Annotated in this window: 15 protein-coding genes and 1 tRNA gene; 9 read left to right on the top strand and 7 right to left on the bottom strand. The window is 71.5% G+C overall.

Annotation, left to right across the window (positions count from 1 at the left end; genetic code table 11):
* The first annotated feature begins 39 nt into the window (after positions 1 to 39).
* The gene (locus GA0070621_RS21745) at positions 40 to 1,707 is read left to right on the top strand and encodes a fumarate hydratase (protein WP_091198822.1); all 1,668 of its coding nucleotides are present in this window, start codon (positions 40 to 42) and stop codon (positions 1,705 to 1,707) included.
* Between the two features lie 57 nt (positions 1,708 to 1,764).
* Here the strand turns inward: GA0070621_RS21745 and GA0070621_RS21740 are convergent, their stop codons facing one another.
* Positions 1,765 to 3,201, bottom strand: a complete 1,437-nt coding sequence (locus GA0070621_RS21740; protein ID WP_157740027.1) for a hypothetical protein — start codon at positions 3,199 to 3,201, stop codon at positions 1,765 to 1,767.
* A gap of 505 nt (positions 3,202 to 3,706) precedes the next feature.
* Between GA0070621_RS21740 and GA0070621_RS21735 the strand changes: the two genes are divergently transcribed.
* Entirely contained in the window at positions 3,707 to 6,676 is a 2,970-nt protein-coding gene (locus GA0070621_RS21735; RefSeq protein WP_091198818.1) for an AfsR/SARP family transcriptional regulator, read from the top strand.
* Positions 6,677 to 6,711: 35 nt separating this feature from the next.
* Positions 6,712 to 8,121, top strand: coding sequence for a class II fumarate hydratase (locus GA0070621_RS21730; RefSeq protein ID WP_197673921.1), 1,410 nt, complete (start codon positions 6,712 to 6,714; stop codon positions 8,119 to 8,121).
* 79 nt (positions 8,122 to 8,200) lie between these two features.
* Here GA0070621_RS21730 and GA0070621_RS21725 read toward each other — a convergent pair whose 3' ends face one another.
* Positions 8,201 to 8,749 carry a CGNR zinc finger domain-containing protein gene (locus tag GA0070621_RS21725; protein ID WP_091198813.1) on the bottom strand — a complete coding sequence of 183 codons (549 nt, stop codon included), beginning with the start codon at positions 8,747 to 8,749 and terminating at the stop codon, positions 8,201 to 8,203.
* 86 nt (positions 8,750 to 8,835) lie between these two features.
* Between GA0070621_RS21725 and GA0070621_RS21720 the strand changes: the two genes are divergently transcribed.
* Together GA0070621_RS21720 and GA0070621_RS21715 are read left to right on the top strand one after the other, a co-directional pair.
* Complete coding sequence (locus tag GA0070621_RS21720; RefSeq protein ID WP_091202712.1) at positions 8,836 to 9,798, top strand: EamA family transporter; 963 nt, start codon at positions 8,836 to 8,838, stop codon at positions 9,796 to 9,798.
* A gap of 122 nt (positions 9,799 to 9,920) precedes the next feature.
* Positions 9,921 to 11,606, top strand: a complete 1,686-nt coding sequence (locus GA0070621_RS21715) for a S8 family serine peptidase (RefSeq protein WP_167667141.1) — start codon at positions 9,921 to 9,923, stop codon at positions 11,604 to 11,606.
* 83 nt (positions 11,607 to 11,689) lie between these two features.
* On the opposite strand, the gene GA0070621_RS21710 is transcribed toward GA0070621_RS21715, so the two are convergent.
* Positions 11,690 to 12,910: a DUF559 domain-containing protein gene (locus GA0070621_RS21710; protein WP_091198809.1), complete on the bottom strand. Its 1,221-nt coding sequence runs from the start codon at positions 12,908 to 12,910 to the stop codon at positions 11,690 to 11,692.
* Between the two features lie 346 nt (positions 12,911 to 13,256).
* A complete protein-coding gene (locus GA0070621_RS21705; RefSeq protein WP_091198807.1) occupies positions 13,257 to 13,904 on the bottom strand; it encodes an IclR family transcriptional regulator in 648 nt (215 codons plus the stop codon).
* 62 nt (positions 13,905 to 13,966) lie between these two features.
* Here GA0070621_RS21705 and cysS point away from each other — a divergent pair, with 62 nt between their 5' ends.
* Positions 13,967 to 15,382: a cysteine--tRNA ligase gene (gene cysS / locus GA0070621_RS21700; RefSeq protein ID WP_091198805.1), complete on the top strand. Its 1,416-nt coding sequence runs from the start codon at positions 13,967 to 13,969 to the stop codon at positions 15,380 to 15,382.
* Positions 15,382 to 16,497 carry a 23S rRNA (guanosine(2251)-2'-O)-methyltransferase RlmB gene (gene rlmB / locus GA0070621_RS21695; protein ID WP_091198802.1) on the top strand — a complete coding sequence of 372 codons (1,116 nt, stop codon included), beginning with the start codon at positions 15,382 to 15,384 and terminating at the stop codon, positions 16,495 to 16,497. Before cysS ends, rlmB begins: the two co-directional genes overlap by 1 nt.
* Before the next feature lie 64 nt (positions 16,498 to 16,561).
* Here rlmB and GA0070621_RS21690 read toward each other — a convergent pair whose 3' ends face one another.
* Positions 16,562 to 17,653: an ABC transporter ATP-binding protein gene (locus GA0070621_RS21690; RefSeq protein WP_091198800.1), complete on the bottom strand. Its 1,092-nt coding sequence runs from the start codon at positions 17,651 to 17,653 to the stop codon at positions 16,562 to 16,564.
* Between the two features lie 363 nt (positions 17,654 to 18,016).
* Between GA0070621_RS21690 and GA0070621_RS21685 the strand changes: the two genes are divergently transcribed.
* Positions 18,017 to 18,090 (top strand) — tRNA-Thr (locus tag GA0070621_RS21685).
* A 74-nt stretch (positions 18,091 to 18,164) separates the two neighbouring features.
* On the opposite strand, the gene GA0070621_RS21680 is transcribed toward GA0070621_RS21685, so the two are convergent.
* A complete protein-coding gene (locus tag GA0070621_RS21680; protein ID WP_167667140.1) occupies positions 18,165 to 18,404 on the bottom strand; it encodes a hypothetical protein in 240 nt (79 codons plus the stop codon).
* A 56-nt stretch (positions 18,405 to 18,460) separates the two neighbouring features.
* Here GA0070621_RS21680 and GA0070621_RS21675 point away from each other — a divergent pair, with 56 nt between their 5' ends.
* A complete protein-coding gene (locus GA0070621_RS21675) occupies positions 18,461 to 18,949 on the top strand; it encodes a MarR family winged helix-turn-helix transcriptional regulator (protein WP_091198798.1) in 489 nt (162 codons plus the stop codon).
* A 74-nt stretch (positions 18,950 to 19,023) separates the two neighbouring features.
* On the opposite strand, the gene GA0070621_RS21670 is transcribed toward GA0070621_RS21675, so the two are convergent.
* Complete coding sequence (locus GA0070621_RS21670; protein WP_091198796.1) at positions 19,024 to 19,488, bottom strand: carboxymuconolactone decarboxylase family protein; 465 nt, start codon at positions 19,486 to 19,488, stop codon at positions 19,024 to 19,026.
* Positions 19,489 to 19,611: the final 123 nt, after the last annotated feature.

Genomic DNA, 19,611 nt, shown 5'->3' with positions numbered 1-19,611 from the left:
GGTGCCACCGATCGACACCTCTGCCCTAGGCTTTTCGTCATGAGCAGTGCCGCCGCGTTCTCGTACGCCCCCTTGCTGCCGACCGGTCCCGACCAGACCGAATACCGCCTGGTCACCGACGAGGGCGTCGACGTCGTCAACGGCCCGGGTGGCCGTCGGTTCCTCACCGTTGACCCTTCCGCGCTGACCGCGCTGACCGCCGAGGCGATGCACGACATCGCCCACTTCCTGCGCCCGGCGCACCTGACCCAGCTCCGGTCGATCATCGACGATCCGGCGGCCTCGCCGAACGACCGGTTCGTCGCGCTCGACCTGCTGCGCAACGCCAACATCGCGGCCGGCGGCGTGCTGCCGATGTGCCAGGACACCGGCACCGCGATCGTGATGGGCAAGCGCGGCCGGCACGTGCTGACCGACGGCACCGACTCCGAGGCCATCTCGCGCGGCGTCTACCAGGCGTACACCCGGCTGAATCTGCGCTACTCCCAGCTCGCCCCGCTGACCATGTGGGAGGAGCGGAACACCGGCAGCAACCTGCCGGCCCAGGTGGAGCTCTACGCCGAGGACCCGGACGGGCACCCGGACGCGTACAAGTTCCTGTTCATGGCCAAGGGCGGCGGCTCGGCCAACAAGTCGTACCTCTACCAGGAGACCAAGGCGCTGCTGAACCCGACGCGGATGATGCAGTTCCTGGAGGAGAAGCTGCGGCTGATCGGCACCGCCGCCTGCCCGCCCTACCACCTGGCCATCGTCATCGGCGGCACCTCCGCCGAGTACGCCCTCAAGACCGCCAAGTACGCCTCCGCCAAATACCTCGACACCCTGCCCACCTCCGGCTCGATGAGCGCGCACGGCTTCCGTGACCTGGAGCTGGAGGCCGAGGTGCTGGAGTTGACCCGCAACTTCGGCATCGGCGCGCAGTTCGGCGGCCGGTACTTCTGCCACGACGTACGGGTGGTCCGGCTGCCCCGGCACGGCGCCTCCTGCCCGGTGGCGATCGCCGTCTCCTGTTCCGCCGACCGACAGGCGGTCGCCAAGATCACCCCGTCGGGCGTGTGGCTGGAGCGCCTGGAGACCGACCCGGCGCGCTACCTTCCCGACGTCACCGACGCCCACCTGGACAGCTCCGAAGTGGTCCGGGTCGACCTCAACCGGCCGATGGACGAGATCCGCGCCGAGCTGTCGAAGTACCCGGTGAAGACCCGGCTCTCGCTGACCGGCCCCCTCGTCGTGGCCCGGGACATCGCGCACGCCAAGATCGCCGAGCGGCTGGACGCGGGCGAGCCGATGCCGCAGTACCTCCGCGACCACGCCGTCTACTACGCCGGCCCGGCGAAGACCCCCGAGGGCTACGCCTCCGGCTCGTTCGGCCCCACCACGGCCGGCCGGATGGACGCGTACGTGGAGAAGTTCCAGGCGGCCGGCGGCTCGATGGTGATGCTGGCCAAGGGCAACCGCTCCGCCCAGGTCACCCGCTCATGCGAGCAGCACGGCGGCTTCTACCTCGGCTCGATCGGCGGCCCGGCCGCCCGGCTCGCCCAGGACTGCATCAAGCACGTCGAGGTGCTCGAATACCCCGAGCTGGGCATGGAGGCGGTCTGGAAGATCGAGGTGGAGGACTTCCCCGCCTTCATCGTCGTGGACGACAAGGGCAACGACTTCTTCGCCGAGGTCACCAAGCCGGTTCTCACCGTCGGCCGCCGCTGACCCTGGCGTACGCGAAAAGGGCGCCGGGTGGAATCCCACCCGGCGCCCTTCCCTGTCTCACTCCGCTTCCGGCACCCAAAGGACAGTCCACGCCTCGCCCGAGAGCAACCCGTCCGCAGTCCTGCTGCGGACGTACAGGACGTACGGGCCGGCAACCTCCGGTGTGATCGTCACCCGCGCCGTGCCGTCCGCATTGGCGCGGATGGTGATCGCCTCACCGTCGTTGAGCCGGTAGCTGTACTCGACCACGTTCTCCATGCTCGGAGCCAAGGTGAGCCGGCGTGGCATGCCGGCTGGTGCCTCCGGGTCCTCGTCAGTGATCGCTGGGGCGGTGGAACGGACCCAGAACTCGTGAATCGTGTCCTCGGAGAAGTTCCCGGCACGGTCGACACTCTGCACGACGAGCCGCCTCGGTCCGAACAGCATCGGCGCGTAGCTCACCGTCGCCGACCGGCCCGACGCGTCCACCGGGACGAAGTGCGAGGTCATACCGTATTCGCCGTAGCTGAAGCCCGCCAGGTCGTCGGCGTCGGCGGTGAAGGTGAAGGTGCCCGGGATGCCGGGCCCACCGGCACCTGGACCGTCCCAGCCGGCCGGGTAGTCGGTGGAGGCGACGGTCGGGGCGGCCGGCGGCACCGTGTCGACGGTGAACCGGCACTCCGGCGACCAGTCCGAGCTGTCGTACGTGTCGGATGCCCGCACCGAGAAGGCGTAGGCGTTTCCGTGGGTGAGCGCGTCCCGCGGGAGTATGTACACGTACGTGGACGGGTTGTGCTGACCGGAGAGGGTTGCCTCCGTCCGTTCGGCCGGCCGGTCGACCGGCCACCAGGCGAAGGTCGCCGCCACCTGGTCGCGTTCTCCGGCGTCAGCAGCATCGGGGTCGGAGACGCTGGCCCGGAGGGTGGGCATGGTGGTACGGATCGTCAGCGGGCTGTCGCATGCCTTTCCCTCGACGGTGAGCTGGTCGGGAACGTTCGGCGGCGTATTGTGGTCCAGAGAGATGCCGATGTTCTTGATCTGGCGGCCGTAGTGCTTGCTCGACTCGTGACCGCTGGCGATCCGGGCCATCAGCGTGAGGTGGTCCTGCCCATCCGCTACCGCCTGACGCAAGGCATCGGTGATCATCACCCCGATGAAGCTGCTACCGCAGGGCAGGTTGGGATAGGCGACGTCCGCCACCTTCTCCCGTGCCGTCGGGGCGGTGTTCCAGGTCGGGGCGCTTGCGGGCGGGTCGGTCCGCCACAGTTCGATCTCGCGCGGCTTGTCGCAGTCGTTGACCTTCGTTTCCCCGGTGATGGCGCGGGCCGAGACCACTCGCTGCCCCCGATAGGGCGTCAGGTCGAAGGTGAAGTACGCCCGGGCGGTGTGCTTGGCTCCGTTGGCCTCCCAGGTGCCCACCGGCACGCTGCCGTCGGATGGCGAGAAGGACCTGGTCGGCTGCCGAGCGTCGGTCCACGCGACGCTGGTCGGGGTGACGTAGTCGAGTATGGCCACCGCTGGTTGCCCGGTCGCGGCCACCAAGCTGCCCGCAGCCAGCAGAACTGCGACGGATGTCGTGGCCGCCCGGCGTGCCGGGCCTCCCTGTCGAATCGACATGAATCCTCCGGGTGACATACGGAAAGATTCTGTGATCTTAAATTCGTCGAGCCACCGAGGACGTCGGGTTTCGGGTTGTGCCCGCGAGGCGGGCGACGCGACCGCCGTGGTCGAAGGTGAAGTAGGCCCGGGACGTGCATGTTGCCTGAAACGTTCTGCAGGGTGCCATCCGGGAGGCCGCCGTCTTTGGCCGGGCAGAAGCCATCGACGTCGGTGCGCCCGCCGGAGAGGGGGCTCCCAGCGGGCGCACCGCCCCCGTCGGATGTCGTCACCGACAACCCGGGACGAGTCTCGGGTCTGGCGCTGTCGATCGGCTATCAGATCGCTATCGTCCGAGCGCGGCGATCTGTGACGGCCGGGCTACCCTGCTGGAAAGTTGCACAGGAAGGCGCGCGGGGAGCATATGCGGTTCGGGATCCTGGGGCCCCTGCGGCTGGGCGATGGCGAATCCACCGTCACCGCGGGGCGGGACCGGACCATCCTCGCCATGCTGTTGCTGCGGGCCGGCCGGGTGGTTCCCGTCGAGGAGTTGATCGACGCGGTCTGGGAGGAGCGCCCGCCGGCCACCGCCCGGACCCAGCTCCAGATCTGCGTGTCGCGGCTGCGGCAGCGGCTCGCCCTGCTCGGGCTTCCGGTGGAGACCATCGTCACCGACCCGGTCGGCTACGGCATCCGGATCACCCCTGACGACCTGGACGCCGAGGTCTTCGCCCGGTCCGTGGAGGCCGGTCGGGCCGCGGTGGCCGCCGGCCAGCCGGGCGAGGCGCGCCGGCACTACCGGGCCGCGTTGGCCCTCTGGCGCGGCCCGGCGCTGAGCGGGACCACGAGCCGAAGCGTACGGCGGCGGGCGCTGGCCCTCGACGAGCAGCGCCTCGCCACGCTGGAGGAGTGCGTCGACGTCGAACTGCGGCTGCGTCGGGCGGCCGACCTGATCGACGAGCTGAGCGAGACCGTGGACCGGCATCCGCTGCGGGAGCGGCTGCGCGGCCAGCTCATGCTCGCTCTCGCCGCCGCCGGCCGACAGGCGGACGCGCTCGCCGTCTACCGCGAGGGCCGCCGCGTCTACGCCGAGGAACTCGGTATCGAGCCCGGTACGGCGTTGCAGGAACTGCATCAGCGGGTGCTCGCCGGGGACGTGGCGTCGGGCGGCCTGGAGAGCGATGCCACGGTGCCGGTCCGCTCGCTGCCCCGGGCGATCGGCGACTTCACCGGCCGGCAACAGACGGTGGCTCGGCTGGTGCAGGAGATCGAGGAGGACGGGGCCCGGATCCAGCTGATCGACGGGATGCCCGGCAGCGGCAAGACCACCCTGGCCGTGCACGTGGCGACCGCCCTCGGTGACCGTTATCCCGACGCGCATCTCTTCGTCGACCTGCACGGGCACAGCGAGCGCACTCCGCTGGCCCCGGCCGCTGCGGTGGCCACGTTGCTCCGGCAGGTCGGCGTGCCAGCCGAGCGGGTACCGCTCGACCTGGACGACCGGCTGGCGATGTGGCGTACCGAGCTGGCCAGCCGGCGCGCCCTGGTGGTGCTGGACAACGCGGCCAGCACCGCGCAGGTGGCACCGCTGCTGCCTAACGGGCCGGACAACCTGGTGCTGATCACCAGTCGCCGCCGGTTGGTCGGGCTCGACGACGGGCGGCCATCGTCGTTGCCGGTGCTTGATCCGGACGAGGCGGTGGAGCTGCTCGCGCGGGTCGCCGGCCGGGAGCGGGTGGCCGCCGAGCCGTCGGCCGCCGCCGAGGTGGCCCGCCGGTGCGGATACCTGCCGCTCGCGATCCGCCTGGCTGGCGCCCGCCTGGCGCACCGGCCCCGCTGGCGGATCGCCGACCTGGCCGAGCGGCTGGCCGCCGGGCCGGACCCGTTGGCCGAACTCGCGGCCGGCGAGCGCTCGGTGGGGCAGGCCTTCGCCCTGTCGTACGCCCAGGTCTCGCCCCCGGCACAGCGGCTGTTCCGGCTGCTCGGGCTGCATCCTGGCGTCCGGTTCGAGAATCGGGTGGCCGCGGCTCTCATCGATTTGCCCCTACCGGACGTGCGCGACCCGCTCGACGAACTGATCGACGCACACCTGGCGGATGAGGTGGAGCCCGGCCGGTACCGGTTGCACGACCTGCTGCGGGAGTACGCGCGAGGGCTGCTGGCCGCACCCGAGCGGGCCGACGAGCGCCGGGCCGGCGTGGAGCGGCTGCTCGATCATCACCTGCAGGTGGCGGCCGCGATCGCCCGAACGATCGAGGCGGGCTACGATCTCCACCGCTTCCCTCCGCCGGCCCGTCCGGACCTGATCGAGGCCACCGTGGACCAGGGCTGGTTCGACGAGAACCGCTCGGCGCTGACCGCCCTGGTCCGGCTTGCCGAGGCCGAGGGCTTCCTCCGGCACTGCTGGCAGCTGACCCGGGCGTGCTGGCGGTCGCACTTCGACGGTGGACATCTCGACGAGTTGATCGAGACGCACACCATCGCTCTACGCGCCGCTGAGACGCTGCGCGACGACGAGGCGGTGGCGATGACCACGAACTACCTCGCGTCGGCCCACTACCGGCTGGCCCGGTTCTCCGAGGTGACCCGTCTGATGGAGGCCGTGGTCGACCGCTACCGCCGACTCGGACTGCGTCGCGGCATACGGAACAGCGTGGGCAACCTGGGCGGCGCCTACGTCGGCGCCGACGAGTATTGCCGCGCTGTGGCGCACATCCGTGAAGCGGTTCGGCTGACTCGGTATCCCGACGAGGCCACGGTGCTGGGAAACATGTGCAACAACCTGGCGGTCCCGCTGCTGCAACTCGGCCGGTACGAGGAGGCGCTGCGCGTGGCCCGGCAGCACCTCCTGCTGGCCCGGGTCGCCCGTGACCTTCGCGGGTCGGCGAACGCCCTTGGTCACCTGGGGATGATCCGGCACCGGATGGGCGATCCGGGGCCGGCCCGGCGGCTGTTGCGGCTGGCGTTGCTCCTCAAGCGCAGGGGCCAGAACCGCTTCGGCGAGGGCGAGGTGCTCAACGAGATCGGCGTGCTCGAGCGCCAGGCCGGCCATCCCGGGGAGGCGGTGCTTCTGCACCGTGAGGCGCTGGTGGCGATGCGCGAGTCCGGCGACTGGATCGGTCAGCTCGCCTCGCGGAACCTGCTGGGCCGGGCCGTCCTCGATCAGGGTGACGTAGCCAGCGCGCTGGACCTGCACCGCCGGGTGCTCGCCGATGCCACCCGACTCGCGGCCCGCTACGAGCAGGCCCGGGCGCTGGATGGCATCGCCCGCTGCCTGCGAGCCACCGACCAGGCTGCGGCCCGCTCGCACTGGACCCGGGCGCTGGCGCTGTTCCGGCAGGTCGAGTCACCCGATCAGGGCGAGGTCGAGGAGCTGCTGGCCGAGCTTGCCTGAGCGATCATCTGCGCATCGGCGAGGGGCGCGGCAGGATGGTACGCGTGACGACTCCAGAGGCGGCCGGCTACCGGATCGAACGCGACTCGATGGGCGAGGTGGAGGTGCCCGCCGAGGCCCTGTGGCGGGCGCAGACCCAACGCGCGGTGCAGAACTTCCCGATCTCCGGGCGCGGCATCGAACCGGCCCAGATCAAGGCCCTGGCTCAGATCAAGGGAGCCGCCGCCCAGGTCAACGGCGAGCTGGGGGTGATCGGGGCGGACGTGGCGGAGGCGATCGCCACCGCCGCCGCGCACGTCGCCGACGGCGGGTACGACGACCAGTTCCCGGTGGACGTCTTCCAGACCGGCTCCGGCACGTCGTCCAACATGAACGCCAATGAGGTGATCGCCACCCTGGCCGGCCGCGAGCTGGGCCGCGACGTGCACCCCAACGACGACGTCAACGCCTCGCAGTCCAGCAACGACGTCTTCCCGACCTCGATCCACCTGGCCGCCACCCAGTTCGTGGTGGAGGATCTGATCCCCTCGCTGAAGCACCTGGCCGGCGCGCTGGAGGAGAAGGCGGCCGAGTTCGAGACGGTGGTCAAGGCGGGGCGCACCCACCTGATGGACGCCACGCCGGTCACCCTCGGCCAGGAGTTCGGCGGGTACGCGGCCCAGGTCCGCTACGGCGTGGAGCGGCTGGAGGGTGCGCTGCCCCGGCTGGCCGAGCTGCCGCTGGGCGGCACGGCCGTGGGCACCGGCATCAACACCCCGCTGGGCTTCGCCGGCAAGGTGATCGAGAAGCTGCGCGCCTCGACCGGCCTGCCGCTGACCGAGGCGCGTAACCACTTCGAGGCGCAGGGCGCCCGGGACGCGCTCGTGGAGACCTCCGGCCAGCTCCGCACGATCGCGGTCGGGCTGTACAAGGTGGCCAACGACATCCGGTGGATGGGTTCCGGCCCTCGTGCCGGCCTGCGTGAGCTGCGCATCCCCGACCTCCAGCCGGGCTCGTCGATCATGCCCGGCAAGGTGAACCCGGTGGTCGCCGAGGCGATGCGGCAGGTCTGCGCCCAGGTGATCGGCAACGACGCCACGGTGGCGTTCGCCGGCTCGCAGGGCGACTTCGAGCTGAACGTGATGCTCCCGGTGATGGGCCGCAACCTGCTGGAATCGATCAAGCTGCTGGCCGCGTCGAGCCGGCTCTTCGCCGACCGCCTGGTGGTCGGCCTGGTCGCGGACGCCGAGGTCTGCCTGGCGTACGCCGAGGGCTCGCCGTCGATCGTCACCCCGCTCAACCGCCACCTCGGGTACGACGAGGCCGCCTCGATCGCCAAGGAGGCGCTGGCGAAGCAGGTCTCCATCCGCGAGGTGGTGATCTCCCGGGGGCACGTCGCCTCGGGCAAGCTCAGCGAGACCCAGCTCGACGAGGCCCTCGACCTGCTCCGGATGACCCACCCCTGACCCGGATTCCGACTAGGGATCGCGGATCCAGCGGTATCACCCTGCAACGGACACCGCCATCTCGCCGACAAGGAGTGGATCAACAGGAGTGGGACGCCGCCTTGCGGGCGCGGTAGGCGCTCACCGCGGCGCGGTTGCCGCAGCCGGCGTCGCAGAACCGGCGGGACCGGTTCTTCGACAGGTCGACCAGCACGTTGTCGCAGTCCGGGTGGTCGCAGATGCGCAGCCGGGTCAGCTCGCCCATCCGGACCAGGTCGGCCAGCGCCATGGCCGCCTCGACCGCCATCCGGGTCGCCAGCGGCGCGTCGCGGGGCACGGCGTGCACGTGGTACGGCTCGTCGTCGTGCCGGACGAGCTGCGGCAGCGCATGCGACTCGCGCAGCAGCCCGTTGACGATCGCCACCACCTCGTCGGTGTCGGCGTACCAGATCCGGCGGAGCCGGGGGCGCAGCGCGCGGACCTGGCGCAGCTCCGCGTCGGTGTGTTCGTGCCGGCCGGTCCAGCCGTGTACGCCGACGAACGCGTCGAGGGCAGCCACGTCAGGCAGTTCCTCCCGGTCCGGGCCGACGGTGTTGACAAGACCGGCGGCGGCGACCAGGCCGCACTCGGTGTCATGGGCGAAGAGCAACTTGACTCCTGTCAGGATGCCGGCCTAGCGTCATCAGCATAGCCCGGTTTCACTCGTGACCGATCGTGCGGATCAAGGAGCTGTCGATGCGTGAACGGTCCGGCGTCGGCCTCGGCCTGGCCCTGATCTCCGCGGTCACCTTCGCCACCTCGGGCACGTTCGCCCGTTCGCTGATCAACGGCGGCTGGTCCGCCGAGGCCGTCGTGGTGGCCCGGGTCGGCATCGCGGCGCTGGTCCTGGCCGTACCGGCCGTGCTGGCGCTGCGCGGTCGGCGGCGGGTGCTGCGCCGCAACGCCGGCACGATCGTCGTGTTCGGCCTGCTCGGCGTGGCGGTCGCCCAGGCGTGTTTCTTCAACGCGGTCCGCTATCTGCCGGTCGGCGTCGCACTCCTGCTGGAATACCTCGGCATCGTGCTGGTGGTCGGCTGGATGTGGCTGGTCCACGGCCAGCGGCCCCGGCTGCTCACCGTGGCCGGCTCGCTGACCGCGCTGGGCGGGCTGGTGTTCGTGCTGGACCTGACCGGCGCCGGGCGGCTCGATCCGGTCGGGGTGCTCTGGGGGCTGGGTGCCGGGGTCGGGCTGGCCGGGTACTTCGTCATCGCCGGCCGGGTCGACGCCGCGCTGCCGTCCGTGGTGATGGCCAGCGGGGGCATGGCCGTCGGCGCGCTGGGGCTTGGCCTGCTCGGCTTGCTCGGCGTGCTGCCGCTGCGGGCGAGCGGCGGTGACGTGAACTTCGCCGGGCACCAGGTGAGCTGGCTGGTGCCGATCGCCGGCCTGTCGCTGATCGCGGCCGTGGTCGCGTACCTGACCGGCGTCGCCGGGGCCCGGCTGCTCGGCGCGCGGCTCTCCTCGTTCGTCGGGCTGACCGAGGTGATGTTCGCGGTGCTCATCGCCTGGCTGGTGCTGGGCGAGCTGCCGAGCCCCGTCCAACTGCTCGGCGGGGCGCTGATCGTGGTCGGGGTCGCCCTGGTCCGGCTGGACGAGCTGCGCGGCACGCCGGAGGCTGTTCCGCCCGCCCCGGCCGAGCCGGTCCTGACCGGCGAGCGATGAACGGGCCGTCCGGATCGCGCCGGTGAAAGCCTGAACCGGTCTGGTCCGAATGGACGTCTGGTCAAACTCCTCTATGTGTTGTGGGATGACTGCCACGTCCCTCAACGAGAGGATCTGATGTGGTGAGCAAGCGCTTCACCGCCGGCATGGTCGCGGCAGCGGCCTCGCTGGCACTCACGGTGACCGGACTGGGCGTCCCGGCGAACGCCGCTCCGACCAGCACCCGGACCTTCACCGTACTGGCGCGGAGCGGCGTCTCCACCGAGGCCGCGATCGCCGCGATCACCGCGGCGGGCGGCGCGGTCGTATCCCGCACCGAGGATGTCGGCCTCTTCGAGGTCACCAGCGACCGGGCGGACTTCGTGAGCCGGGCCACCGCCGCCGGGGCGTTGGTCGGAGCCGCCGAGCAGAAGGCAATCGGGCGCAAGCCCAAGCTGGACCGCGTCGAGCAGGAGCATCTGCTGGCCGCCGCGGCGACCAAGGGCGCCGCCAAGGGGCAGGCCAAGGGCCACGCCAAGAAGATGGATCCGCTCGACGACAAGCTCTGGGGCCTGGAGATGATCCGGGCCGACCAGGCGCGCAAGACCGAGCCCGGTGACAAGCGCGTCACCGTCGGCATCCTGGACACCGGCGTCGACGCCAGCAACCCCGACCTGGCGCCGAACTTCAACTGGGCGCTGTCGCGCAACTTCGCTCCCGACCTGCCCGACGTCGACGGTCCGTGCGAGGTGCCGAGCTGCCTCGACCCGGTCGGCACCGACGACGGCGGCCACGGCACCCACGTCGCCGGCACCATCGGCGCCGCCGCGAACGGCTTCGGGCTCTCCGGGGTGGCCCCGAACGTCTCCCTGGTCGAGCTGAAGGGCGGCCAGGACAGCGGATACTTCTTCCTCAACCCCGTGGTCAACGCGCTGGTCTACGCGGGCAACGCGGGCATCGACGTGGTGAACATGTCCTTCTACGTCGACCCGTGGCTCTACAACTGCACCGCCAACCCGGCCGACTCGCCGCAGGCGCAGGCCGAGCAGCGCACCACCATCGAGGCCATGAGGCGGGCGCTGACCTTCGCCCACCGCAAGGGCGTCACCCTGGTCGGCTCGCTCGGCAACAACCACGAGGACCTCGGCAACCCGCGTACGGACCTGAGCAGCCCGGACTACGGGACCGACCCGTATCCGCGGCCGATCGACAACGCGAGCTGCTGGGACCTGCCGGTCGAGGGCCCGCACGTGATCGGCGTGTCGTCGCTCGGCCCGTCGGGCAAGAAGGCCGACTACTCCAACTACGGCACCGAGCAGATCTCGGTCGCCGCGCCGGGTGGCTGGTTCCGGGACGGTTACGGCACCGACTCGTACCGCACCGACGCCAACATGATCCTCTCCACGTACCCGAAGAAGGTGCTCCAGGAGGAGGGCACGGTCGACGAGAACGGCGACATTGTGCCCGGTGCCGAGTCGTTCGTGTTCAAGCAGTGCACGGCGAGGGGCGAGTGCGGGTACTACACCTACCTGCAGGGCACCTCGATGGCCTCCCCGCACGTCGCCGGGGTGGCGGCCCTGATCGTCAGCCGGTACGGCAAGAAGGAGGGCCGGAACGGCATCGGCATGTCGCCGGACCTGGTCGAGCAGCACCTGTACCGGACCGCGGCGAAGCACGCCTGCCCCGAGCCGCGGCTGCAGACCTACACCAACGAGGGCCGGTCGGCCGAGTTCGACGCGTACTGCGCCGGCTCGTCGAACTTCAACGGCTTCTACGGGTACGGCGTCGTCGACGCCTACGCGGCGGTGAAGTCCCCCCTCAAGCCCTAACGGGAGGGCGTGAGCCCAGCTAGTCGGCGATGTGGCGGTATCCAGTGCCCCTGGATACCGCCACATCGGCGTTCCGGCGTGCCTCACGCTCGCCATCCCCGAGCGACGAGCGCTGCCCGGACCTCGCGCACCACGGCGGGGAAGTCGCGGTGCAGGCGGCGGCTTGTCACGTGCAGAACCATCCAGCCGGCGCCGACGAGCAGGTTGAGGCGCTGTCGGTCACGGTGCAGCTGGTCGGCGTCGGCGTGCCACGTGCCGTCGTACTCGACCGCGACCCGGAACTGCGGCCAGGCCAGGTCGGGATGCAGGACCAGCCCGGAGGCGAGCCGGACCGGATGTTGTGCGACCGGTCGCGGCAGCCCGGCCAGCACGAGGCGGACCCGTAGGTGCGACTCCGGTGGAGACTGCGCTGCCGGATCCGCCAGGCCGAACACCCAGCCGGCGCGTCGGCCACCAGGTCGTCCAACATTGCGTTCCGCCAGGTCGGCGAGCGCGCCCGCGCTGACCAGACGACTGCCCAGCAGCGTGTCGATGACGCCGACCGCCCGGACGGGGTCGACCCACACCGCGGTCTCCCAGGCACACGCCGCCGGGGCGCTGCGCGGCAGCCAGGACGAAGGGCCAGTGGGCGAGGGATCTCCTCCGACCCCACCGGATCGGAGGATGGCGGGCCGGGTCGCCCGCGCCACCGGCCGGCCGACGGTGGCGGGAATCGACGCCGGAACGGGCTGGGGGGCGGTGGCGGGAATCGACGTCCGAACGGGCTGCAAGGCGGTGGCGGGAATCGACGTCGGAACAGGCCGGGAGGCGGTGGCGGGAATCGACGCCGGAACAGGCCGGGAGGTGGCCTCGTGCTCGGCCGCGCGGCCGGTTCCACCGGCGGCGATGCTGATGGTGCTCACCGGTCCGGCGGTGGCGCTGCCGGCGACGAGGAGGTCTGCGGAGGCGGGGGACACGTCCGGACGGATGCGGTGGACCCGGATTCCGGGCTGGGCGTCCGCTCGGGTCCTTGGCGGCAGCAGGACGTGCACGTCGTCGGCGAAACCCGCGGCGTGCTCCACGCCGTGCAGGTATGCGGCCGAGGGCCCGGCGAGCAGCGTGCCCGGCGGCAGCCGGAGCAGAGCGGCGCGGCACGCCAGTGCGTGATCACGGTCGAGCCGGGCGTCGGCGTAGACGTCGTGCCGCAGGCGGAGCCAGGACGCGCCCCGGAGCTGATGCCGGGTCAGCAGCCCGCGCCGGATGACGTCCGAGCCCCGGAAGACCTGCCAGGCCAGCTCGGCCGGTCGGTGCGGATGAGGAGACATGTCGACCAGCCTGGCGGCGAGCGACGAGCCAGCGACACCCCTGTGGACAAACGTGACCCGTTGTCACGCCCTGCCCTGTGGACAACCGCCACGTCCCCCACCACCTGTGGTAAGGCCCGGCCCGTGCACGGCCGCCCGTCCGCTGTCGGACGGCGCTCGCGCCCCCGCCTTTTCGCCGATCTGGCGGTGTCCGGTGCGAGCTGACACCGCCACTCCGCCGATCTGGCGTTGTCTGGGGCGAGCCGACACCGCCACTCCGCCGACGATGCGGCAGCCGGCCAACCCGGTCAGCCAGCCCGCCAGCCGGCCAGCCGGCCAGCCCGCCAGCCCGGTCAGCCGGGCAGGCTCAGGTGAGGGCGGTGGTGATCGCGGTCGCGGCGCCGGTCACCTGGGCGCCGACCACCTCGACGTCGAGCGGAGTCAGCGATACCACGCCTACGCTCGCCTCCAGCCCGGGCACCCCGAGCACCGGCGCGGCCACCCCGTACGCCCCGGACTGGAGTTCCCCGCTGGTGCTGATCGGGCCGGCGGCGCCCGACCGCCCGGCCAGGATGGCCCGTCCCGCCGCGCCCCGCTCCAGCGGGTGGCGGGACCCGGTCCGGTACGCCACGTGGAACGACGTCCAGCTCGGCTCCACGACCGCGAGGGCGACCCCCTCGCCGCCCTCGACCACGGTCAGGTGCGCCGTCGCGCCGGCCTGCTCGGCCAGCCGGCGCAGCGCGGGCAACGCCCCCTCGGCGAGCAGCGGCTGGGCGCGCCGGGCCAGGTGCAGCACGCCGACGCCGAGCCGCAGCCGGCCCTCGCCGTCCCGGCGTAGCATGCCGTGCTCGGTCAGCGCGCCGACCAGCCGGTAGACCGCCGCCCGGCCGACGCCCAGCCGGTGCGCCGCCTCGGTGACGGTCAACCCGCCGGGCGCGTCCGCGACCAGGTGCAGCAGCCGCAGTCCCCGGTCCAGGGTCTGCGCCGTCTCTCCCGTACGTGCCGCCGTCTCCACAGCACGCAGCGTACGACCGGCTCCGGGCGACCCCGAAATGTGCGGACGGCTACCCTTGTACGGTGACGCTACGCCTGTATGACACCGCCACCCGATCGGTGCGGGACTTTGTTCCGCGGGAAGCCGGCAAGGTGGGGGTCTACCTGTGTGGTCTCACCCTCCAGGCTCCGCCGCACATCGGCCACCTTCGCTCCGGCGTCAACTACGACGTGCTGCGCCGCTGGCTGATCGCGTCCGGTTTCGAGGTCACCTTCATCCGCAACGTGACCGACATCGACGACAAGATCCTGGTCAAGGCGATGGAGCAGGGCCGCCCGTTCTGGTCGATCGCGTACGCCAACGAGCAGATCCTGGCCGAGTCGTACCGGGCGTTGAACGTGCTGCCGCCCACCTATGAGCCGCGGGCCACCGGGCACATCCCCGAGATGCACGAGCTGATCGCCCGGCTGATCGAGACCGGTCACGCCTACCCGGCCACCGACGGCTCCGGCGACGTCTACTTCGACGTGGCCTCCTGGCCGGCGTACGGGTCGCTCTCCGGCCAGTCGCCGGAGGACATGCAGTCCGCCGGGGACGCGCCCGAGCGGGGCAAACGCGACCCGCGGGACTTCGCCCTCTGGAAGGGGGCCAAGCCGGACGAGCCGGCCGACGCGTACTGGCCCTCGCCGTGGGGCCGGGGCCGGCCCGGCTGGCACATCGAGTGCTCCGCGATGTGCTGGCGCTACCTCGGCCCCGAGTTCGACATCCACGGCGGCGGGCTCGATCTGACCTTCCCGCACCACGAGAACGAGATCGCCCAGTCCCAGGCGGCCGACCTGCCGTTCGCCCGCTACTGGGTGCACCACGGCCTGCTCGGCATCGGTGGCACCAAGATGGGCAAGTCGCTGGGCAACACCCTCGACCTCGACTACGTGGCGTCGCTCGGGGTCCGCCCGGTCGAGCTGCGCTACTACTACGCAGCCGCGCACTACCGGTCCCGCATTGACTATTCCGAGGACGCGCTGCGCGAGGCCGCGGTCGCGTACCGGCGGGTCGAGGGCTTCGTGCAGCGGGCCGCGGAGCGGGTCGGCGCCGGGCAGTTCGGCGAGCTGCCGGCCGGCTTCGTCGCGGCCATGGACGACGACCTCAACACCTCGGCCGCTCTGGCCGTGCTGCACGAGGTGGTCCGCGACGGCAACACCGCGTTGACCGCCGGCGACGATGTGACCGTGCGCACGGCGCTGGCCGCCACCCGGGCGATGCTGGATATCCTCGGCGTCGACCCCCTGGACCCGGCGTGGACCGGTGGTGGCCGCGCGAGCGACCTGCGTGGTGTGGTGGACTCCCTGATCGCGCTCGCCCTGGAGCAGCGTGCCCAGGCCCGCAGCCGCAAGGACTGGGCCGCCGCAGACGCCGTACGCGACCAGCTCAAGCAGGCCGGCGTGGTGGTCGAGGACACCCCCCAGGGCCCCCGTTGGACTATTGGAGAGCAGGACTGATGGCCGGCAACTCGCAGCGCCGTGGCCGGCGACTGACGCCGAAGGCGGGTGCCCCGAAGGGCTCCGGCGGCAAGAACAAGGACTCCCTCGCGGGCCGGGGCCGTACCCTGCCCGCCGACGAGCGGCCCTGGCACAAGGGATACTCGGGCACCGAGAAGCTTCCGCAGCGCACCGCCTGGAAGCAGGACAAGGAGCGCCGCGCGGCGGCCGAGGAGGGGCGTGCCCCCAAGATCGGCCAGCCGGGCACCAAGGACACCACCTGGGGCAAGGGCGGCCGGGCCGGCGTCCCGCTCAAGGGCGGCAAGGGCAGGGCTCCCGCCCGGAGCGGTCCCCGGGTCGCCCCGGGCCGCCGGTCCAACCCGGCCAAGGACAGCCCGGAGCTGCTGGTCGGGCGGAACCCGGTGCTGGAGTCGCTGCGCGCCCAGGTGCCGGCGACCGCCCTCTACACCGCCCAGGGCATCGACATCGACGACCGGATCAACGAGATCGTCCGGACCGCCGCCGACCGGGGCATCGCGATCCTGGAGGTCAGCCGGGCCGAGCTGGACCGGATGACCGGGGGCGTGCTGCACCAGGGCGTCGGCCTCCAGGTGCCGCCGTTCGCGTACGAGCCGTTCGAGGACCTGATGGCGGCCTCGCTGGAGCAGGCCGCTCCGTTGCTGGTCGCGCTGGACGGGGTCACCGACCCGCGCAACCTCGGCGCGGTGATCCGCTCCGCCGCCGCGTTCGGCGCGCAGGGTGTCTTCGTACCGGAGCGGCGGGCCGCCGGGATCACCGCGACCGCCTGGCGGACCAGCGCCGGCGCGGCCGCGCGGGTCCCGGTCGCCCAGGTCACCAATCTGACCCGGTCGCTCAAGGCATGCAAGGACGCCGGCTTCGTCGTGATCGGCCTGGACGCCGACGGCGAGACCGACCTGTACGACCTGGAGGCGGCGGTCGGCCCGCTGGTGGTGGTGGTCGGCTCGGAGGGGCGGGGGCTGTCCCGGCTGGTCGGCGAGACCTGTGACCTGACCGTGAGCATCCCGATGGTCTCCGACGTCGAGTCGCTCAACGCCAGCGTCGCCGCCGCGGTCACCCTGGCCGAGGTCGCCCGCCGGCGCGCCGTCGAGGCGTAACCCTCCTCCGCAGACACGAAAGGGGCGGTCCGCCGTGGCGGACCGCCCCTTTGCTTCGCGTACGTCAGATGCGCTTGCCGGTGGTGGCGTGGAAGACGTGGCTGCGGCCCTGGCGCGGCTTCACGAACACGGTGTCGCCCATGTTCGGCATGGTGCGCCGGTCGGTCCGGACCACGAAGCGCTCGTTGTGGCCCTCGAGCGCGGCGTGGCCGTAGACGTTGGCGTCGGAGCCGAGGTCCTCGACCAGCTCGACCACGACCGGCATGCCGCCCTCGGTCGGGCTGACCAGGTCGCAGTCCTCCGGACGGAAGCCCACGGTGACCTTGCCGTTGCCGCCCTCGGCCTTGGCCGCCTCGACCTGCTCGCGGGTCAGCGGGACGTTCAGCTCGGCGAACGCGGCGCCCCGCTCGGTCAGCGGAACGGTCTTGATGTTCATCGCGGGGGAGCCCATGAAGCCGGCGACGAAGACGTTGGCCGGGGTGTCGTAGAGCGCCCGGGGGGTGTCCACCTGCTGGAGGACGCCGTCGAGCATGACCGCGACCCGGTGGCCCATGGTCATGGCCTCGACCTGGTCGTGGGTGACGTAGACCGTGGTGACGCCGAGCTTGGCCTGCAGCGACGCGATCTGCGTACGGGTCTGCACCCGGAGCTTGGCGTCGAGGTTCGACAGCGGCTCGTCCATCAGGAAGACCTGCGGCTCGCGGACGATCGCGCGACCCATGGCGACCCGCTGGCGCTGGCCGCCGGAGAGCGCCTTCGGCTTGCGGTTGAGGAACTCCTCCAGCTGGAGCAGCCCGGCCGCCTCCTTGACCCGCCGGTCGATCTCCGACTTCGAGGTCTTGCGCAGCTTCAGCGCGAAGGCCATGTTCTCGTAGACGGTCATGTGCGGGTATAGGGCGTAGTTCTGGAAGACCATCGCGATGTCGCGGGCCTTCGGCGGCAGGTGGGTGACGTCCCGCTCATCGATGTAGATGGCGCCGTCGTCGACGTCCTCCAGGCCGGCGAGCATCCGGAGGCTGGTGGACTTGCCGCAACCCGACGGGCCGACCAGGACGAGGAACTCGCCGTCGCCGATCTCGAGGTCGAGCTGGTTTACCGCGGGGCGCTCGGTGCCCGGGTAGATCCGGGACGCCTTCGCGTAGGTGACCGTAGCCATGGTGGAGCGCTTCCTTTCACCGGCAGGAACGTGCCGGACGATCCGAGTGAAGGAGCGACCGGCACCCACGGTGCCGGTCAACGGGCGTCGCCCGGACAGCCGAGGCCGACCGGAGTGTCGTCCGTGTCACTGCACGGTAAACGGGATTTGCGACCGTGCCAAGACGGTGAACATCCGGTGGGACGGATCGCATACCGCATAACGGTCACACAGGCACGCCGAGGCAGCAATCCTCCCGGCCTTCGGCGGCCATGGCGACGATCCGTCGGTGCCGCGGTCAGGAAATTGACGTTTTCCATGCTCGGGAGCCCTGCCGAGCGGGATTTCCCGACGTCAGTCGCTATGCTGACCACGGCACCACACGCCCCTGTAGCTCAGCTGGCCAGAGCACTCGCCTTGTAAGCGAGATGTCGCCGGTTCGATCCCGGCCGGGGGCTCCGACGTTGTCAGGCACTTCCGTTCCGGGAGTGCCACTTTTGTCGGTCCACCGCGCCGGAGGCGACTCGGTGGCTCACTCCCCGCGCCGGGCCTCGCGTTCGGCGCGTTTGCGCTCGCGCTGCTCCCGGCTCCACTGCTTTCGCCGCTCAAGGTCCTGCTTCCACAGGTCGCGCGCCTGCTGGGAGCCGCCCTGGACGGCGTTCTCCACGGTCGGCGGGCCGGCGAGGTTCCGGAACACCCACCCCAGGAGGCGTCCGCCCTCACCGGCCTTCTTCTCCTCGTCGGCAGCCATCATCCAGTCTCCGTCCCGCACGACCCGCTGCTTGGTGGTCAAATGATTGGTGCACAAACTATTGGTACGGTAGCACCGTGGCGAAATTCGGTGAAGGGACGGGCGACCCGAGCCAGCTCGACAACCCGCTGGCGCTGGAGCAGCAGGTCTGCTTCGCCCTGTCCGTGGCGGCCCGCGGCGTCGTGGCCGTGTACCGTCCGCTGCTCGAACCGATGGGCCTGACCCACCCGCAGTACCTGGTGATGCTCGCCCTCTGGCAACACGCGCCGCTGTCCGTACGCGAGTTGAGCCGCCTGTTGCAGCTCGACCCGGGCACCCTGTCGCCGCTGCTCAAGCGCCTGGAGGCGATCGGCTATCTCCAGCGCGAGCGGAATCCGGCCGACGAGCGCAGCCTCGCGGTGACCCTGACCGCCAGGGGGCTGGCCCTGCGCGGCGAGGCCGAGCGGATCCCGCCCGCCATCGTCGAGCGGCTCGGCATGCCCCTGGACGACCTGCGGAAGCTGCACGCCGCGCTGACCGAGGTCATCGAGGCCGCCCAGCAGGCGTCGAAGGCCGCCCCGCACTGACGACGACCGCCCTGCCGGGTGCCGGGGCACCGCTGGCGAGGGCGGCCGTCGTGGTGGTATGGCCCTGCCGGCCGTCAGCCCCAGTGCTGCGGGGCCGGCTGGCGGGTCGTCGCGTTGATCCGGTTGAAGAAGTTGGTGGTGGCGATCCACAGCACCAACGCGGCCAGTTCTTTCTCCCCGAAGTGGCGAGCCGCCTCGTCCCACACCTCGTCCGGCACCGCGTCGCTCCGGTCGGCGAGCCGGGTCGCCGCCTCGGCCAGCGCGAGCGCGGCCCGCTCCGCGTCGGTGAAGTACGGCGTCTCCCGCCAGGCGGCCAGTGCGAACAGGCGCTCCTCCGTCTCGCCCGCCTTCCGGGCGCTCCGCGCCCCGGAGTCGACGCAGGCGCTGCACCCGTTGATCTGGCTGGCACGCAGGTGGACCAGTTCCAGCGTGTTGCCGGGTACGCCCGCCGAGTGCGCGGCCTTGTAGAGCAGGTTGACCGCCTGCACCGCGTCGGGGAGCAGGGCCGCCGGGTTCTGGATGCGTGCATCGAGAGCCATTTTGATCCATCCTGTCCTGTTAGGCTGGCCGGCGTTCGTCGCGCCGTCCGTCGTCGTCCGTCACCTGGATGTCGAGGCATGGACGGCCGTCGTGACAGATGTGACGGCAGTCACTCAGGGGTG

The sequence above is a fragment of the Micromonospora narathiwatensis genome (assembly GCF_900089605.1).
In the GTDB taxonomy this organism is placed as follows: Bacteria; Actinomycetota; Actinomycetes; order Mycobacteriales; family Micromonosporaceae; genus Micromonospora; species Micromonospora narathiwatensis.
This window is presented reverse-complemented; position numbering and strand designations above follow the sequence as displayed.

What these genes read in the sequence shown, in the direction of transcription:
- GA0070621_RS21690 (WP_091198800.1), bottom strand. Translation starts at nt 17,653, where the DNA reads ATGGCTACGGTCACCTACGCGAAGGCGTCCCGGATCTACCCGGGCACC.
- GA0070621_RS21670 (WP_091198796.1), bottom strand. Translation starts at nt 19,488, where the DNA reads ATGGCTCTCGATGCACGCATCCAGAACCCGGCGGCCCTGCTCCCCGAC.
- GA0070621_RS21745 (WP_091198822.1), top strand. Translation starts at nt 40, where the DNA reads ATGAGCAGTGCCGCCGCGTTCTCGTACGCCCCCTTGCTGCCGACCGGT.
- GA0070621_RS21710 (WP_091198809.1), bottom strand. Translation starts at nt 12,910, where the DNA reads ATGTCTCCTCATCCGCACCGACCGGCCGAGCTGGCCTGGCAGGTCTTC.
- rlmB (WP_091198802.1), top strand. Translation starts at nt 15,382, where the DNA reads ATGGCCGGCAACTCGCAGCGCCGTGGCCGGCGACTGACGCCGAAGGCG.
- GA0070621_RS21735 (WP_091198818.1), top strand. Translation starts at nt 3,707, where the DNA reads ATGCGGTTCGGGATCCTGGGGCCCCTGCGGCTGGGCGATGGCGAATCC.
- GA0070621_RS21730 (WP_197673921.1), top strand. Translation starts at nt 6,712, where the DNA reads ATGGTACGCGTGACGACTCCAGAGGCGGCCGGCTACCGGATCGAACGC.
- GA0070621_RS21720 (WP_091202712.1), top strand. Translation starts at nt 8,836, where the DNA reads ATGCGTGAACGGTCCGGCGTCGGCCTCGGCCTGGCCCTGATCTCCGCG.